The sequence below is a fragment of the Kitasatospora cystarginea genome (genome assembly GCF_039533515.1).
GTDB classification, from domain to species: Bacteria; Actinomycetota; Actinomycetes; order Streptomycetales; family Streptomycetaceae; genus Kitasatospora; species Kitasatospora cystarginea.
Genome location: NZ_BAAATR010000001.1, coordinates 346,866 through 363,077, shown reverse-complemented (window position 1 = coordinate 363,077; position 16,212 = coordinate 346,866). Strand labels below are relative to the sequence as shown.

Sequence of the window (16,212 nt, the reverse complement as noted above, 5' to 3'; positions counted from 1 at the left end):
GACCAGGCCAGGTCGTCAGGCCGGCGGCAGGTCGAAGGGCTCCAACGGCTGTCCCGACCAGATGCGCAGGGAGGCCTCCTCGACGTGGTCGGCGGTTGCCGGGACGGTGTCGAGGATGCGTGTGCGGGGCTGGTCCGGGCGGGCGGCGGGCCAGCCGGGGTCGCCGGTGCTGGCGAAGGCGACCCAGTTGCGGCGGATGGTGTCGGCCATGGCGTGGGTCTCGGCGGAGGGTTGGTCGGGGCCGAGCAGGAGTTGTGCGCCGGGGTTGTCGTAACTGCCGAACAACAGTGGGACGTCGAGGCTGTGGCAGGAGCCCAGGGCACCGCCCGCTGCGGGGGAGGGCCAGCACAGTTCGTAGCGGAAGGTGCGACCGCCGGCGGCGGTGTGGAACTCGGCGAGGCGCTGGGTGGGGATCCTGAACAGGGCGTCGGAGAGGACGAGTTCCCACAGGTCCTGGGCGGAGGCGGCGGGGAAGGCGGTGCGGTACGAGTGCGGACCGTCGGGGCCGGGGGCGAAGGCCCGCAATGCGGTGTCGGCCTGAGCGTCGGTGACCTGGCCGAGCAGGCCGGCCATGGCGGTGAACAGGCGTGCCTCGTCCCGGGTGTGGCCGAGCAGCAGGTCCACTCCGGCGGCCCGGGCGGCGGTCGCCCCTTCGGCCAGCGCGGACCAGGGGAGTTCGGGCAGGATCTCGCCGTCCACGACGGGGGCGAACGGTGTGGCGGCCTGCCCGGCCCGGCCCCAACGGGCGCTCTCTGCGGGCATGGTGGCGATCAGAGCGGTCACGGTCTCGGCGAGCTTCTGCGGGTCGGCCGGGGCGGGGGCGGTGCCGAGCAGCCGGGTCAGCTCGGTCGCGACGGCCGTGGCGAAGGCCGTGGTGCAGTACATCCCGGGCACGGACTGGAGGATGGCCCGCCCGAACAGCCCGGCGGCGCGCTCCATCGAAAGCAGGGTCGCGATGGAACCGGCACCGGCCGACTGTCCGCAGACCGTGACGCGGTCCGGGTCGCCGCCGAAGCCGCGGATGTTCTCCCTGACCCACTCCAGTACGGCGATCTGGTCGAGCAGCCCCCGGTTGGCGGGAGTGTCCGGGAAGAGGGCGAAACCCTCGGCTCCCGTACGGTAGTTGCAGGTCACCACGGTCATGCCCAGTTCGGCGATGGCCGAGCCCTCGTACAGCGGGTTGCCGGAGAAGTCGGCCAGGTAGACGCCGCCGTGGATCCACACCAGCACCGGCAGTCCGGCGTCGCCCAGGTCGGGGGACCAGACGTTGAGTGTCAACCAGTCGTCACCGGCGACCACTTGGGCCGATGCGGCTGGCACGGCCTGCGCGGCCGGCCCGGACTGCGGCGGGGGCGGCCCCAACCTGGTGGCGTCGCGTACGCCGTCCCAGGGCCGGGCGGGCCGGGGTGCGCCGAACCGCAGCGGCCCGACCGGTGGTGCCGCGTACGGGATGCCGCGGAAGACGGCGAGACCGTTCCTCCGCTCACCGCGGACCGTTCCGGTGGTGGTGCTGACCTGCGGGGCTGGATCGGACACCGTGCCGTCTCCTCCCGGGCGGGGTAAGGCAGTTGGGCCCACCATACCTCCGGTAGTGGCCCGGGAGCGGGCCGGCCGCGACCCGAGGGCGAGGCGTTGCCGGCTCAACTCGACGGGGCGGCATCCTGCGTCGGCTCGTCCTTCCGGGCGGGCCCGGAGAGTGCGACCGTGAGTTCGCCGTCCGCGACATCGGCGCGCAGGGTGTCGCCCTCCTGGACGGTGCCGTCGAGCAGCAGGTTGGAGATCCGGTTGTCGAGCTCGGACTGGATGGTGCGGCGCAGCGGCCGGGCGCCGAACTCGGGCCGGTAACCCCTGTTGACCAGCCACTGCTTGGCCTGTGCCGTCACCTCCAGGCCGATCCCCTGGGCCTTGAGCAGGCGTTCGCTGCGGGCCAGCAGCAGGTCGACCACCTTGAGCAGTTCGTCCCGCCTCAGCGCGTGGAAGACGATGATCTCGTCGATCCGGTTGAGGAACTCGGGCTTGAACTGGAGCCGCAGGTCGCGCATCAGGTCCTCGTGGATCTCGTCCACGTCGCCCTTGTGCTCCAGGATCCGCTGCGAGCCGATGTTGCTGGTCAGGATGACCACGGTGTTGCGGAAGTCGACCGTACGGCCCTGGGCGTCGGTCAGCCGGCCGTCGTCCAGCACCTGGAGCAGGATGTTGAAGACGTCGGGGTGTGCCTTCTCCACCTCGTCGAACAGCAGCACGCTGTACGGCCTGCGGCGGACTGCCTCGGTGAGCTGGCCGGCCTCCTCGTAGCCGACGTAGCCGGGCGGGGAGCCGACCAGGCGGGAGACGGTGTGCTTCTCCTGGAACTCGCTCATGTCGAAGCGGATCATCCGGTCCGGGTCGCCGAACAGCAACTCGGCCAGGGCCTTGGCGAGTTCGGTCTTCCCGACGCCGGTCGGGCCGAGGAAGAGGAAGCTGCCGGTGGGACGCTGCGGGTCGCCCATGCCGGCCCGGCTGCGGCGGACGGCCTGGGCGACGGCGGTGACCGCCTGGTCCTGGCCGATGACCCGCTGGTGCAGGTGCTCCTCCAGCTTCAGCAGCCGGTCCCGCTCGGTCTCGCTGAGCTGGGTGACCGGGATGCCGGTGCGCGCGGAGAGCACCTGGGCGATGTCGTCCACGGTCACCTCGACCACTCCCTCGCGCCGCTCGGCGACCGCCGCCAACTCGTCCTCGACCTGCGTCAGTTCCTTCTTCAGGTTGGCGGCCCGGACGTAGTCCTCGTCGGCGACCGCCTCGTCCAGCTCGCGGCGCAGCTTGGTGCGTCGCTCCTGCGCCTCGACGGCCTCGCCGCTGCCGGAGAGGCTGCGCAGCCGTACCCGGGCGCCGGCCTGGTCGAGCAGGTCGATCGCCTTGTCGGGTAGGAACCGGTCGCTGATGTACCGGTCGGAGAGGGCGGCCGCGGCGTCCAGCGCCTCGTCGGTGAACCGGACCTGGTGGTGTGCCTCGTACGCGTCCCGCAGGCCGTGCAGGATCTGGACGGTCTCCTCGACCGACGGTTCGGGCACCAGGACGGGCTGGAAGCGGCGCTCCAGCGCGGCGTCCTTCTCGACGTGCTTGCGGTACTCGTCCAGCGTGCTCGCCCCGACCAGGCTCAGCTCGCCCCGGGCGAGTGCCGGCTTGAGGATGTTGCCGGCGTCCATCGAGCCCTCGCCGCCCGCGCCGGCACCGACCACGGTGTGCAGTTCGTCCAGGAAGAGGATGACGGTCTGCTCGGCGCCGACCACCTCGTCGATGACGTTCTTCAGCCGTTCCTCGAAGTCGCCCCGGTACTTGGAGCCGGCCACCAGGCCGGTCAGGTCGAGGGCGACGACCCGCCTGTCCTTGAGGCTGCTGGGGACGTCGCCGGAGACGATCCGTTGGGCCAGGCCCTCCACGATGGCGGTCTTGCCGACGCCGGGTTCGCCGATCAGCACGGGGTTGTTCTTGGTGCGGCGGGAGAGGATCTCGACGGTCTGCTCGATCTCCCGGGCGCGTCCGACCACCGGGTCCAGCCGGCCCGCGCGGGCCTCCTCGGTGAGGTCGCGGCCGTACTCGTCCAGGGTCGGGGTGTCGCTCCCGTCGGAGCCGGGCGCCCGTTCGCCGCCCGGGCCGCGGCTCTCCATCGCGGTACGCAGCGCCGCCTCGGACGGCGCGGCGTTGCGCAGCGCCTGGCCGGTGCCCGAGCGGTCCTCCCCGAACAGGGCGCCGAGGATGTGTTCGGGGCCGATGTAGGACGCGCCGGCGCGCTGTGAGCGGGCGTGGGCGGCGAGCAGGGCGCGCTTGGCAGCGGGGGTGAGGGACGGCTCCCCGCCGGGCTCGCCGCCCGTACCGGGGCCGGCGGGGAGCGCGTCCCGGAGGTCCTCGGCGAGCTGGTCGGGGTCGATCCCGGCGCGTTCCAGCAGGTGACGGGACTGCTCCACCTGGGTGGCGGCCCAGAGCAGGTGGGCGGTGTCGAGATCGCTGCTGCCGTCGGCGGTGGCCCGGTCGGAGGCGACCCCCAGCAGGGTCCTGGCGGAGTCACTCAGCATCCGGCCGATCGGCACGCGCTGCACGGCGGGCGGCGAGGAGAGCGGGCTCATGCCGAAGAACCGGCTCAGCAGGTCGGAGAACGGGTCGTCGGAGCCGAACGGAGGCATTGTCACGGAGGATCACCTCTCCCGGGAGGGAGTTCGCGGGACGGCCGGGGCCAATGCTGTCCACACAAACACACCGGTCAGGCCCGCGCCCGCCGAGCGTTCCGCCGTGCGGGCGTCCGGTCGTGCGGCTCCGCGCGCCGCCGGACGCCTCACGCCGTGCCGGGGCGTCAGCTGGTGTCGGCGTCCTGGGGCGGGCGGCCGGCCAGGTACTCGGTCACGTTCTGGACGGCGGCCAGCGCGATCCCGACCACGGTCTCCCTGGTGATCCCACCCACGTGCGGGCACGGTACGGCTCCGGGGGCCCGGTCGGCTCTCCCGCGCCTCCCGCGTACCGGGCCGCCCCCGGTAGCCGGCCAGCGCGGGTCAGTCCGCGCGGGTCAGTGCCTCCGGTGTCAGCCCGGTGGCGGAGGTGTGCCCGGAGAGGGCAAGGGTGAGGTCGAACTCGTTGAGCAGGGCGCGGATCACGTGCTCCACCCCGGCCTGCCCGTCGAGGCCGAGCCCGTACGCGTACGGGCGGCCGAGCAGGACGGTGCGGGCCCCCAGGGCGAGCGCCTTGAACACGTCGTCGCCGCTGCGGATCCCGCTGTCGAACAGGACGTCCAGCCGGTCGCCGACCGCCGCGACCACGCCCGGGAGTGCGTCGAGGGCCCCGATCGCCCCGTTGACCTGCCGTCCGCCGTGGTTGGAGACCACCACCCCGTCCATGCCCGCGTCGGCGGCCTGCCGGGCGTCGTCCGGGTGCAGGACGCCCTTGAGCACGATCGGTCCGTCCCAGTGCTCGCGCAGGAACGCCAGGTCGTCCCAGGTCTTCCCGGGGTCGGAGAACATCGCGGTGAAGTGCAGCACCGCGGCGTTCAGGTCCTCGTGCACCGGCCTGGCCAACCCGGCCTGGAACGCCGGATCGGTGAAGTAGTTGGCGGTGCCGACGCCCCGTAGGAACGGCAGGTACGCCTGGTCGAGGTCGTGTGGGCGCCAGGAGAGCATGGGGGTGTCCAGGGTGACCACCAGCACGCTGAAACCGGATGCCTTCGCCCGCCCCAGAAAGCTCCGGGTGACCTCGCGGTCCTTGCCCCAGTACAGCTGGAACCAGCGTTCGCCGTCCCCCATCGCCGCCGCCACCTGCTCCAGCGGCGTACTGGAGACCGAGGACAGGGCGTACGGAACGCCCTGTGCCGCCGCCGCCCTGGCCGCCGCGGGCTCGGCCTCCGGGTGCACGATCGACAGCACCCCGATCGGCCCCAGCGCGAGCGGAGCCGGCAGGCTCCGGCCGAGCACCTCGACGGTGAGGTCGCGCTCGCTGACGTCGCGCAGCATCCGGGGCACGATCTGCCAGCGGTCCAGCGCGGCTCGATTGGCCTGAACGGTACGGCCGTTGCCCGCACCGCCCGTGACGTATCCGACCGGTCCCGGCGCCAGCCACCGGCCGGCCACCTCCTCCAGCCGGGTGAGGTCGGTCGGCATCCGCGGCACGATTCCGGCCACACCGTTCAGGTAGATCTCGAACTGGTACGCCGACCAGTCCCGTGCCGCCTCCGCGCTCCCGCCGCTCAGCGAAGCCATTCCCAGCCCCTCTCCTGCGCCAATGCCGGACCGGGGCAGAGTCCATCACCTCGGCGGTGCCGAACTCCAGTCCCGTACGGAGTTTTCGGGCCGATCGGGTGCTGCGGTCCGCGGACCGCCGACCACCGACCGCCGACTGCGAACCGCCAACTACCAACCGCCGGGCGGACGAAGCGCGGCAGCCGTCCCGCCGGCCGGCCGCCCCTTGACGACCGCATTCGGGGCGACCTACCTTGCTTTCACATAGCAAAACTATTCTTTCGCATCGTGGAAATCAGCGAAAAGTGTGCGGAGTCGAGCAGAGCCCCCACACCGGGCCGACGCAGGAGAAGCCGATGCCTCGTATGACAGCCGCCCGCGCGGCAGTTGAGATCCTCAAGCGCGAAGGCGTTGAGGTCGCGTTCGGCGTCCCGGGCGCCGCGATCAGCCCGTTCTACGCCGCCCTCAAGGCCGCGGGCGGGATCAACCACACGCTGGCCCGTCATGTCGAGGGCGCCTCCCACATGGCCGAGGGCTACACCCGCACCAAGCCCGGCAACATCGGCGTCTGCGTCGGCACTTCGGGCCCGGCCGGCACCGACATGATCACCGGCCTGTACTCGGCGAGCGCCGACTCGATCCCGATCCTGTGCATCACCGGCCAGGCGGCGACCGCCCGGATCCACAAGGAGGACTTCCAGGCGGTCGACATCGCCTCGATCGCGCGGCCGGTCACCAAGGCGGCGACCACGGTCCTGGAGGCCGCGCAGGTTCCGGGCGTCTTCCAGCAGGCGTTCCACCTGATGCGCTCCGGCCGTCCCGGCCCGGTCCTGATCGACCTGCCGGCCGATGTCCAGCTGACCGAGATCGAGTTCGACCCGGAGACCTACCAGCCGCTGCCGGTCTACAAGCCGTCGGCGACCCGGGCCCAGGCCGAGAAGGCGATCGCGCTGCTGCAGGAGTCCGAGCGCCCGCTGATCGTCGCCGGCGGAGGCGTCATCAACGCCGACGCCTCCGAAGTGCTGGTGGAGTTCGCCGAGTTGACCGGTGTCCCGGTCGTCCCGACCTTGATGGGCTGGGGAGCCATCCCGGACGACCACGAGCTGAACGCCGGAATGGTCGGCCTGCAGACCTCGCACCGCTACGGCAACGAGACCTTCCTCGCCTCGGACTTCGTCCTCGGGATCGGCAACCGCTGGGCCAACCGTCACACCGGCGGCCTGGAGGTCTACACGGCCGGCCGCAGGTTCGTCCACGTCGACATCGAGCCGACCCAGATCGGCCGGATCTTCGCCCCGGACTACGGCATCGCCTCCGACGCCAGGGCCGCGCTGGAGCGCTTCGTCGAGGTGGCCGGGGAGCTCGGGGCCGCGGGGGAGCTGAAGGACCGCGGCGAGTGGGCCGTCGCCACCCAGCGGCGCAGGGCCACCCTCCAGCGCAAGACCCACTTCGACGACGTCCCGTTGAAGCCGCAGCGCGTCTACGAGGAGATGAACCGGGCCTTCGGCCCCGAGACCCGCTACGTCACCACCATCGGCCTCTCCCAGATCGGCGGCGCGCAGCTGCTGCACGTCTACCGGCCGCGCCACTGGATCAACTGCGGCCAGGCCGGCCCGCTGGGCTGGACCATCCCGGCCGCGCTCGGGGTCGCCATCGCCGACCCCCAGGCCCAGGTAGTCGCCCTCTACGGCGACTACGACTTCCAGTTCATGATCGAGGAGTTGGCGGTCGGCGCCCAGCACCGGATCCCCTACGTCCACGTCCTGGTGAACAACTCCTATCTGGGCCTGATCCGCCAGGCGCAGCGCAACTTCGACATGGACTTCCAGGTCAGGCTGGAGTTCGAGAACCTCAACTCCCCTGAGCTGGGTGTCTACGGCGTCGACCACGTCAAGGTCGTCGAGGGCCTGGGCTGCAAGGCGATCCGGGTCACCGAGCCGGACCGGCTGCTGCCGGCCTTCGAGGAGGCCGGGAAGCTGGCCGCCGAGTACCGGGTCCCGGTCGTGGTCGAGGCGATCCTGGAGCGCGTCACCGACATCTCGATGGCCGCCGCGGACATCGACAAGGTGAACGAGTTCGAGGAGCTCGCCATCGCGCCGGGTGACGCCCCGACCGCGGTGAGGCCGCTGGTCTGACCGGAGCCGGTTCGAGCCGGCCGCTTCGGCGCCGGTCGCCCCGGTCGGGGAGGAGGCTTCCCGGCCGGGGCGGCCGGGTGCGGCTCAGAAGACTCCGTTCTGCCAACTGCTCTGCCAGTCACAGGTCCTGACGAACCAGCTGAGGCAGCGTGGTGACCGTGCGTCCGGCGCCGCGCGCCGGAGCGGGCCTTTGCGGCCGAGGACGCGGGAGAAGTCGTGCGGGCCCTGTGGGGTGCCGCTGCAGTCGGCGACGCGCACGCCGTCGGCGGGGCAGGCGTCGTCGCGGCCCGTCGACCAGTAGGCGATCAGCTGGATGCCCTTGTCGTCGGCGAAGTTCGCCAGAGTGGTGGCGTCCGCCAGTGAGAAGACCTCGTTGGTGTGGTCGTTGACGCCGATCATCGGGGTGTTGCCCTGCATGCCCCAGAGTTCCTCGGGGGTCTTGTGCGGCCAGATGGCGGCCATCTGGCGGTGGAGCCCTTCGGCGGCCGTGATGGCGATCCTTCCCATGTCGAGGTCGGGGCCGTAGTTCATGGTCATGATGTTGACCACGCTGACCTGTACACCCCGGTCCCTGGCGTTCTCCAGCAGCGCGATCGCGTTGGGGGACAGGCCGCCGGGGTTGACCGGGAGGGTGTAGTGCACGGCCAGCCGCCGCCCGGCGGCCGCGAACTCCCGCTGGAGCTCGGCCAGCGCCTGGTTGCGGCGCTCGTTGGCCTCGGCGTCGTCCAGGGAGGCGCCCTCGATGTCGAAGTCGATCCTGGTCAGGTTGAGGGAGTCGACCACTCTGCGGTACTCCACCTTCAGCGCGGCCACCGAGTCGCAGGCCCGGGCGAGTTCGGTGCCGAAACCACCGCCGAAGGAGGTGATCACGTCTCCGCCGGCCGCCCGTAGGCCGTTCACGGCCGACTGCCAGCCCCGGTGCTCGACCGGGATGGTCCCGTCGAAGGCGCCTTTGCAGCCGCCGCCGCTGATCACGAAGGCCAGGGTGAAGTACTTGAGCCCGGTGGTGCGATGGAGCTCGGTCAGCTTCTCGGGGGAGCGCCAGGTCTCCAGGTACGGGGCGGTGTAGCGGGACGGGAAGCCGGGGCCGGGAGCGGCGCCGGCGTGGGCGGGTGCGGCACCGGCGAGCAGGGTTCCGACCGTCAGGGCGATCGGCGCAAGGGTCGAAGTCAGGCGGAGGGGGCTGAGCATCGGCGTCCTCGTGGTCGGACCGGACGGGGCGTCGGTCCCCCGGAGGCCGACCGCTCTGGGGTCGCGCGTTCCGCGGCGGCCCGAGCCTGCTGTCCCGTCGAATGGCTGGTCATGTGCTCATAAATATGAGATCCGTACCGGAACAGATTATTGACGCTTTGTCCTACCTGATACTCGAACCGTAGCGACGGGTGAACGCTTCGCCCATTCGGTCCACGAGGGGACGGACGTCAGGATCCGAGCTGCCAGATGGTGCCGTGACCGGCCAGCACGGTGGCCGCGAGCACGGCCAGATCGGCGATGCCGAGGACCAGCCCGAGCAGGGCGCGGCCCCGGCGGCGGGTCTGCCGGACCAGGGCGAGGACGGCGAGGGTGGCGGCGAGCGGGCCGAGCACCAGGTTGAAGATCAGCAGTCCGGGCAGGCCGAGGATGAAGGAGGCGACGGCCATCTGGTCGGCGTTCTCGGTGCGCTCGGAGTTCGCGGCGGCGGCCGGGGGGCGGGCGGTGAGCTGGTTCAAGGCGGTTCTCCTGCGGGAGGGGCGGGTTCCGGTGTGCGCGGGCGGGCCGCGTCCGTTGTGCCCACCCGCGCTCGGGTGAGCGGCGGCTCCGGTGTTCGGGCGCGCGCTCGGGTGAGCGGCAGTGCCGGCGTGCGGGCGCGCCGCCCGATCGGCTACCCGTTCAGCTCCGGTGCGCGCGGGTGAGCCGGGTGCTGGCGAGGTGTTCCCGGGCGGCGAAGACGAGCAGCCACGCGGTGATCGCGGTGGAGGCGCTCAGGAAGACCGGCAGTGAGGTGTGGATGGCGGCCCCGGCCAGGAGGCCCATGGCGACGATGGCGGCGAGGAGCATGGCCAGCCCTTCACGGATGGTCGGCGGATCCAGAGTCAGCTAACAACTGTTCGCTGACTTCTCCACTCTACGCTGGCGCGAGTCAGCAAACAGTTGTTTACTGAATGATGTGAGTCACACCGTGGGGGTCAGGCAGGCCCAGAAGCAGCAGAGCCGCCGTGCGCTCCTCGATGCCGGGCTGCGCCTGTTGGAGCATCAGAACCTCAGCGGCCTCGGCGTGCGCGAGGTCACTCGGGAGGCGGGCATGTCGCCGGCCGGTTTCTACCGGCACTTCCGGGATCTGGCGGAGTTGGGCGTGGTCCTGGTGGAGGAATCGCTGGCCAGTCTGCACGGCCTGGTGCGGGGCGCGCTCGCCGAGCAGGCCGAGGCCGGTGAGCTGATCGACCGTACGGTCGAACTGATCGCCGGGCATGTCCGGGAGCGCCGGGCGTACGTCCGCTTCCTGGCGCGCGAGCGGCACGGCGGGGTGCAGCCGGTGCGGGCCGCGATCGCCGCCGAGCTGGCGCGGTTCGCCGACGAGGTGGCCGAGGCGCTGGGCGCGCAGCCGGAGTCCGAGGGGTGGAGCGCGGCGGACGTGCGGATGCTCGCGGAGCTGTACGTCGACCACATGGTGGCGACCGCCGTCGCCTTCCTCGATGCCGCGGGGCCCGCGGACCGGGCGCGGATCGCCGCCACGGCGCGGACCCAGTTGCGGCTGATCAGTGTGGGGCGCAGGCACTGGCGCGAGGGCTGACGGGGGTTCGGGTGTCGGCTCACGGCCGGTCGCGATCGGTAGCGGGCTGACTTTCCAACAATGCTCCGGTGTCCGCATCGTATTGACAACCCAACATGCCCACGTCAGCTTGGGAGGACCCCCACACCGAGAGGCACTTTCATGAAGAAGCCGCTCATCGGAGCGTTCTCCGCACTTCTGCTGGCCGGGGCGACCACCCTGGCCGCCGCCTTACCCGCCTCGGCCAAGGCGCCCGCCGTCACGGTGGACTTCGCCGGAACCGTGGCGCTCAGCGACTGCTCCGGCTCGCTGGTGCGGATGCCGAACTCCGCCGCCGGCGACCCGGCGCTGGTGCTGACCAACGGGCACTGTCTGGAGACCGGGATGCCGGCCGCCGGCGAGGTGATCACCGACCAGCCGTCCAGTCGCAGCTTCACGCTGCTGAGCTCCACCGGCGGACGGCTGGGCACGCTGCGGGCCACCAAGGTCGTCTACAGCACCATGACCGACACCGACGTGACCCTCTACCAGCTGAACACCAGCTACGCCTCGATCAAATCCCGTTACGGGATAAGCCCGTTGACGATGTCGACGGCCCACCCGGTGGCGGGCGCCGCGATCAAGGTGGTCTCCGGCTACTGGAAGAAGACCTACTCCTGCAACATCGACGGCTTCGTCTACCGACTCAAGGAGGGTGACTGGACCTGGAAGGACTCCGTCCGGTACACCCCCAGCTGCAACACCATCGGCGGCACCTCGGGCTCGCCGGTGGTGGACACCAGCACTGGGCAGCTGGTCGCGGTCAACAACACCGGCAACGAGGACGGTGAGTCCTGCACCGTCGACAACCCGTGCGAGGTCGACGAGAACGGCAATGTGGCGGTCCGCCAGGGCATCAACTACGCCGAGGAGACGTACTTCATCCCGTCCTGCTTCGCCGCCGGGAACCGGCTGGACCTCACGCTGCCGGGGTGCACCCTGCCCAAGCCCTAGCCCCCACCGCACTCGCCGTCCGCCGAACGGGCCGCCCTCGGGCGGCCCGTTCCGCCTTCCGGGCGGAGGCCCTGGCTGAAGTTCTGAATCAGTGCTTCAATTCTTGGTGTGGCATACCGACGCACACCCGCCGTCCAGGCCCGGCTGGACGCCCAGCGCGAGGCGGTGCTCCAGGCCGCTGTCGAGCTGCTCGCCGAACACGGCTACGGCGGCTGCTCGGTGGCGGCGGTGGCGCGCCGGGCCAAGATCGCCACCGGTAGCGTGTACCAGCACTTCGGGGGAAAGGCCGAGCTGTCCGTCGTGCTGTTCCGCACCGTGGTCGAGCGCGAGGTGGCGGCCGTCGGCGAGGCCGTCGCGGACGCGGCCGACCGGGGCGAGGGGCCGCACGGGCGGGTGGCGGCCGTGGTCCGCACCTTCGCCGCGCGGGCACTCAAGGCCCCCCGGCTCGCCTACGCCCTGCTCGTCGAACCCGCCGACCCGGTGGTCGACGCCGAACGCCTCGTCTTCCGGCGGGCGTTCCGCGATCTGTTCGCCGAACAGATCAGGGCCGCCATCGCCACCGGTCAACTACCGCACCAGGACGCCGAACTGACCGCCGCCGCACTGGTCGGCGCGGTCGGCGAGGCACTGGTCGGCCCGCTCGCCGCCGGATCGGACCCGGACGACGTGATCCCCGCCCTGGTCTCCTTCGCCCAGCGTGCCCTGGGCGCGGAGCAGGGAGACAAAGCCACTCGGAGTTCCTGAGGAGGACGCGATGCCGTCCACGCACGAGGTCACCAACCAGGTGCCGGACCAGTACGGCCACGACGTCGCCACCGACCCCACCCTGCTCGCCGCGCTCCACCGGGCCGGTGCCGGCTGGGCCGAGCCCGAACTGCACCGCCTCGGCGAGCTGGCCGGGACGGAACAGGCCGCCGAGTGGGGGCGGCTGGCCAACGAGTACGAACCGGTGCTGCGCACCCACGACCGCTACGGCCACCGGATCGACGAGGTCGAGTTCCACCCCGCCTGGCACGAGCTGATGCGGGTCGCGGTCTCGCACGGTCTGCACGCCGCGCCCTGGCGCGACGACCGGCCGGGCGCGCACACCGCGCGGGCCGCGAAGTTCTACGTCTGGGGCCAGGTCGAGGCCGGCCACACCTGCCCGATCTCGATGACCTACGCCGCCGTCCCCGCGCTGCGGCAGACGCCCGAACTCGGCGACCGGCTGGAGGCGCTGCTGGCGGCGCCCGAGTACGACTTCGGGTTGCGGGAGCCGAGCGGCAAGCGCGGACTGATCGCCGGCATGTCGATGACCGAGAAGCAGGGCGGCTCCGACGTCCGTGCCAACACCACCAGCGCTGTGCCGCAGGCGGACGGCAGCTACCGGCTGACCGGGCACAAGTGGTTCACCTCGGCGCCGATGTCCGACCTCTTCCTCACCCTCGCCCAGGCGCCCGGCGGGCTGAGCTGCTTCATGCTGCCGCGCGTCCTGCCCGACGGCAGCCGGAACCGGATCCTGCTGCAGCGGCTCAAGGACAAGCTGGGCAACCGCTCCAACGCCTCCGCCGAGATCGAGTACGACGGCGCGGTCGGCTGGCTGGTCGGCGAGGAGGGGCGCGGGGTGCCCACCATCATCGAGATGGTCAACATGACCAGGCTCGACTGCACCCTCGGCGCCGCCTCCGCGATGCGGCTGGGCGCCGTGCGGGCACTCCACCACGCCACCCACCGGCGGGCGTTCGGCAAGGCGCTGGTCGACCAGCCGCTGATGCGCAACGTGCTGGCCGACCTGGTGGTGGAGTCCGAGGCGGCGACCACCGCCGCCCTGCGGCTGGCGAACGCCACCGACCTGAGCCTCGCGGGTGACGAACAGGAGTCACTGGTACGGCGGTTGGGGCTGGCCGTGACCAAGTACTGGGTCTGCAAGCGAGGTCCGGGGCACGCGGCGGAGGCGCTGGAGTGCTTCGGCGGCAACGGGTACGTCGAGGAGTCGGGCATGCCCCGGCTCTACCGGGAGGCCCCGCTGGTCTCCATCTGGGAGGGCTCGGGCAACGTCGCCGCGCTCGACGTGCTGCGCGCGATGGCCCGCAGGCCGGCCACCGTGGAGGCCTTCCTGGGTGAGGTCGAGGCGGCGGCGGGAGCGGACCGGCGGCTCGACGCGGCTGTCGGCGAACTGCGCAAGCAGCTGGGCGACCTGCGCGAGGTCGAGTACCGGACCAGGCGTGTGGTCGAACTCATGGCGCTGGTCCTCCAGGGTTCGCTGCTGGTCCGCCACGGCGATCCGGCCGTGGCCGAGGCGTTCTGCGCCTCGCGGCTCGGCGGGGACCACGGCGGTGCGTACGGCACCCTGCCGACGGGGCTGGACACCGAGGCGATCCTTGCCCGCGCGCGGCACGCGTGAGCCCCGTGACATGACCGAGGTGGCGGAGGTCCGGCGGTTCTGCGGGCGGTCCGCTACCGGAACGCGGCGGCGCTGTTCGGGGTGGCGGGCGAGGACGGGCCGGTCGGGGGCACGTCGGACCAGTGAGAGGTAGCCGGGTGCGCCGCGCACCGGATCAGGAGACCTGACCGAGCACGGCGACGGCGTCGGAGTGCAGGGAGGGGGCGGCGGCGAGGAAGCCGTCGGCGGCGGGAGTCCAGGGCGTGCCGCCGGTGGTGGTGACCCGGGCGCCGGCCTCGCGGGCGATCAGTGCGCCGGGCAGCAGGTTGACCGGGTCCGCGCCGTACTGCCAGAAGAGGCCGAGATGGCCGGAGGCGACCTGGGAGATCTGGAGGCTGGTCGGACCGAGGTTGCGGACCGCCAGCACCCGGGGCAGCAGGGCCGACAGCGACTCGCCCGCCCGGCGCAGCGCGACCGGGTCCTCGGCGACGGTCGGCGGCTGGCTGGTGGTGGCGACCGCCGCCGACAGCTCGCGCACCTGCGGCCGGACCGTCCGCCCGTTCAGCCGGGTGCCGCCGCCGAGGGCCGCGGTGTAGGTGAAGCCCTGGACCGGCGAGTGCACAACGGCGAGCACCGGCTCGCCGTCCCGGATGAGCGTCGCGGTGACCGCCCACTGGGACAGTCCGCACAGGTACTGGATCGCACCGTCGGTGGCGTCGCAGCTCCACCACTCACCGTTGACCGGGATGGAGGTGGCCAGCTCGTCGGCCAGCCAACCGGCCTGCGGCCGCAGGCCGGTGAGCCGCTCCCGCAGCAAGTCCGAGGCCGGGGTGTCCAGTTCGTTGAAGACGGCCATCGCCCCGGCGAGATTCGCGGCGGCTGCGGGCTCCGGGCGGTGCCGCTCGACAAGGTGGGCACCCACGGCCACGACGGCCTCGGTGGCGGCGGGCAGCAGGGCGGTGATCTCGTCCATCGCGGGTTCTCCTCGGGTTCGGTTCTCGGGTTCGGTTCTCGGCCGGGCTCTCGTACTCGGCTCTCGTGCTCGGCCGTGACAAGAAGTACCGTGAGGGCAGCGACTGCGGACGCTTCCTGCGGCCCCAGTGGCGGAAGTCAGACACGGGGGAGGTTGAAATGGCGGATCAGGTCCTGGACGAGTTGGACCGGTCGCTGGTCTGCGCGCTCCAGGTGGACGGCCGGGCCGAGCCGGGCCGGATCGCCGAGGTGCTCGGGGTCTCGGCGCGTACGGTGACCCGCAGGCTGGCCCGCCTCCAGCACACCGGGGCGCTGCGGGTGGTGCGGCTGCCCGCGGTGGAGGAGGCCGCGCTCGGCGCGCTGCTGCTGCGGGTCCGGGTGCTCCGCGGCAAGGTCGAGGCGATCGCGCACGCGCTCGCGGCACGTCCGGACGTGCCGTTCGTCGACATCATGCTGGGTGGGCACGAGGTCAGCGCGGTGATGCTGGCCGACCCGGGCTCGCGCGACCACCTGGTGCACGCCCAACTCCCGGCGACCGGCTCGGTGGTGGAGGCGAGCGCACACGCCGTCCTGCACGTCTTCACGGACGCCGGCCGGTGGCGGGCCGGATATCTGGCGGCGGATCAGACCGCCGCGCTGGAACCGGAGCCGCCGACCACCCCGCCGCCCGCGCTGGACGAGCTGGACCGGCGGCTGCTCGCGGAACTCGGCGAGGACGCGCGGCGGTCGCACGCCGCACTGGCCGCCGCAGTGGGCGCGCCGGAGTCGACCGTCCGCCGCCGGCTCGCCCGGCTGGCCGCCGGCGGCCTGCTGCGGACGCACGCCACCGTGGACGCCCGGCTGCTCGGGATGACGGTCGACGCCAACCTCTGGCTGGACGTCCCACCGGGCCGCCTCGCCGAGGTCGGTGAACGGCTGGCCGGACACCCGCAGGTGCACGGAGTGCTCGCCACCAGCGGGCCGGCCAACCTGATGGCCACCGTGTTCTGCCCGGACCACGCCGGGCTCTACCGCTTCACCACCGAGACGCTCGGCCCACTCGGGATCTCCCGGGTCGAGACCGCGATCGTCGCCCGGGCGGTGAAACGGGCAGGCGTACCACTGCGCGGCGAACCCGCACCCGGCGGGCGGAGGCCCGTCAGGGCGAGCCGCTGACCGGGGACGACCGCCTCCGGCGGCGGCCCTTGGCCGGGACGCGTGAACGAGCTCGCCGCGTGAGGTGAGCCGGACCGGGGGAACGGCGAAGCCCCCGGTGCGGGCCGGGGGCTTCGATGCGGCAGGCGCTCCGGGCGGGCTTCCGCC

The 16,212-nt window shown here is 72.2% G+C and carries 13 protein-coding genes; 6 read left to right on the top strand and 7 right to left on the bottom strand.

Annotation, left to right across the window (positions count from 1 at the left end; genetic code table 11):
- Positions 1 to 15: 15 nt before the first annotated feature.
- The 3 genes from ABD369_RS01585 to ABD369_RS01575 form a co-directional block, all read right to left on the bottom strand.
- A complete protein-coding gene (locus ABD369_RS01585) occupies positions 16 to 1,536 on the bottom strand; it encodes a carboxylesterase/lipase family protein (RefSeq protein ID WP_344634318.1) in 1,521 nt (506 codons plus the stop codon).
- A 104-nt stretch (positions 1,537 to 1,640) separates the two neighbouring features.
- A complete protein-coding gene (locus ABD369_RS01580) occupies positions 1,641 to 4,160 on the bottom strand; it encodes an ATP-dependent Clp protease ATP-binding subunit (RefSeq protein WP_425557513.1) in 2,520 nt (839 codons plus the stop codon).
- 363 nt (positions 4,161 to 4,523) lie between these two features.
- Positions 4,524 to 5,720: a lactate 2-monooxygenase gene (locus tag ABD369_RS01575; RefSeq protein WP_344634316.1), complete on the bottom strand. Its 1,197-nt coding sequence runs from the start codon at positions 5,718 to 5,720 to the stop codon at positions 4,524 to 4,526.
- A gap of 335 nt (positions 5,721 to 6,055) precedes the next feature.
- On the opposite strand from ABD369_RS01575, the gene gcl reads away from it, so the two are divergent.
- Positions 6,056 to 7,834 (top strand): glyoxylate carboligase, encoded by a 1,779-nt coding sequence (gene gcl, locus ABD369_RS01570; RefSeq protein ID WP_344634315.1) that lies wholly within the window; start codon positions 6,056 to 6,058, stop codon positions 7,832 to 7,834.
- Between the two features lie 84 nt (positions 7,835 to 7,918).
- Here the strand turns inward: gcl and ABD369_RS01565 are convergent, their stop codons facing one another.
- From ABD369_RS01565 to ABD369_RS01555, 3 genes are all read right to left on the bottom strand, one after another.
- Positions 7,919 to 9,025, bottom strand: a complete 1,107-nt coding sequence (locus ABD369_RS01565; protein WP_344634314.1) for a chitinase — start codon at positions 9,023 to 9,025, stop codon at positions 7,919 to 7,921.
- Positions 9,026 to 9,255: 230 nt separating this feature from the next.
- Positions 9,256 to 9,543: a DUF4190 domain-containing protein gene (locus tag ABD369_RS01560; RefSeq protein ID WP_425557504.1), complete on the bottom strand. Its 288-nt coding sequence runs from the start codon at positions 9,541 to 9,543 to the stop codon at positions 9,256 to 9,258.
- A gap of 160 nt (positions 9,544 to 9,703) precedes the next feature.
- On the bottom strand, positions 9,704 to 9,871 hold the full coding sequence (locus ABD369_RS01555; protein ID WP_344634313.1) for a hypothetical protein: 168 nt from the start codon (positions 9,869 to 9,871) through the stop codon (positions 9,704 to 9,706).
- Positions 9,872 to 9,980: 109 nt separating this feature from the next.
- Between ABD369_RS01555 and ABD369_RS01550 the strand changes: the two genes are divergently transcribed.
- The 4 genes from ABD369_RS01550 to ABD369_RS01535 all read left to right on the top strand — a co-directional run bounded on the left by ABD369_RS01550 (position 9,981) and on the right by ABD369_RS01535 (position 13,959).
- Positions 9,981 to 10,604 carry a TetR family transcriptional regulator gene (locus ABD369_RS01550; protein WP_344634312.1) on the top strand — a complete coding sequence of 208 codons (624 nt, stop codon included), beginning with the start codon at positions 9,981 to 9,983 and terminating at the stop codon, positions 10,602 to 10,604.
- 141 nt (positions 10,605 to 10,745) lie between these two features.
- Positions 10,746 to 11,576, top strand: coding sequence for a S1 family peptidase (locus tag ABD369_RS01545; protein ID WP_344634311.1), 831 nt, complete (start codon positions 10,746 to 10,748; stop codon positions 11,574 to 11,576).
- A gap of 108 nt (positions 11,577 to 11,684) precedes the next feature.
- Positions 11,685 to 12,320, top strand: a complete 636-nt coding sequence (locus tag ABD369_RS01540) for a TetR/AcrR family transcriptional regulator (RefSeq protein WP_344634310.1) — start codon at positions 11,685 to 11,687, stop codon at positions 12,318 to 12,320.
- 10 nt (positions 12,321 to 12,330) lie between these two features.
- The gene (locus ABD369_RS01535) at positions 12,331 to 13,959 is read left to right on the top strand and encodes an acyl-CoA dehydrogenase family protein (RefSeq protein ID WP_344634309.1); all 1,629 of its coding nucleotides are present in this window, start codon (positions 12,331 to 12,333) and stop codon (positions 13,957 to 13,959) included.
- A gap of 154 nt (positions 13,960 to 14,113) precedes the next feature.
- Here ABD369_RS01535 and ABD369_RS01530 read toward each other — a convergent pair whose 3' ends face one another.
- Positions 14,114 to 14,911: an inositol monophosphatase family protein gene (locus ABD369_RS01530; RefSeq protein WP_344634308.1), complete on the bottom strand. Its 798-nt coding sequence runs from the start codon at positions 14,909 to 14,911 to the stop codon at positions 14,114 to 14,116.
- A 158-nt stretch (positions 14,912 to 15,069) separates the two neighbouring features.
- On the opposite strand from ABD369_RS01530, the gene ABD369_RS01525 reads away from it, so the two are divergent.
- A complete protein-coding gene (locus ABD369_RS01525) occupies positions 15,070 to 16,065 on the top strand; it encodes an Lrp/AsnC family transcriptional regulator (RefSeq protein ID WP_344634307.1) in 996 nt (331 codons plus the stop codon).
- Positions 16,066 to 16,212: the final 147 nt, after the last annotated feature.

Bases quoted from the DNA above. Each gene is read 5' to 3' on its own strand.
- ABD369_RS01580 (WP_425557513.1), bottom strand. From the start codon at position 4,160: ATGCCTCCGTTCGGCTCCGACGACCCGTTCTCCGACCTGCTGAGCCGG.
- ABD369_RS01575 (WP_344634316.1), bottom strand. From the start codon at position 5,720: ATGGCTTCGCTGAGCGGCGGGAGCGCGGAGGCGGCACGGGACTGGTCG.
- gcl (WP_344634315.1), top strand. From the start codon at position 6,056: ATGCCTCGTATGACAGCCGCCCGCGCGGCAGTTGAGATCCTCAAGCGC.
- ABD369_RS01565 (WP_344634314.1), bottom strand. From the start codon at position 9,025: ATGCTCAGCCCCCTCCGCCTGACTTCGACCCTTGCGCCGATCGCCCTG.
- ABD369_RS01555 (WP_344634313.1), bottom strand. From the start codon at position 9,871: ATGCTCCTCGCCGCCATCGTCGCCATGGGCCTCCTGGCCGGGGCCGCC.
- ABD369_RS01545 (WP_344634311.1), top strand. From the start codon at position 10,746: ATGAAGAAGCCGCTCATCGGAGCGTTCTCCGCACTTCTGCTGGCCGGG.
- ABD369_RS01535 (WP_344634309.1), top strand. From the start codon at position 12,331: ATGCCGTCCACGCACGAGGTCACCAACCAGGTGCCGGACCAGTACGGC.
- ABD369_RS01530 (WP_344634308.1), bottom strand. From the start codon at position 14,911: ATGGACGAGATCACCGCCCTGCTGCCCGCCGCCACCGAGGCCGTCGTG.
- ABD369_RS01525 (WP_344634307.1), top strand. From the start codon at position 15,070: ATGGCGGATCAGGTCCTGGACGAGTTGGACCGGTCGCTGGTCTGCGCG.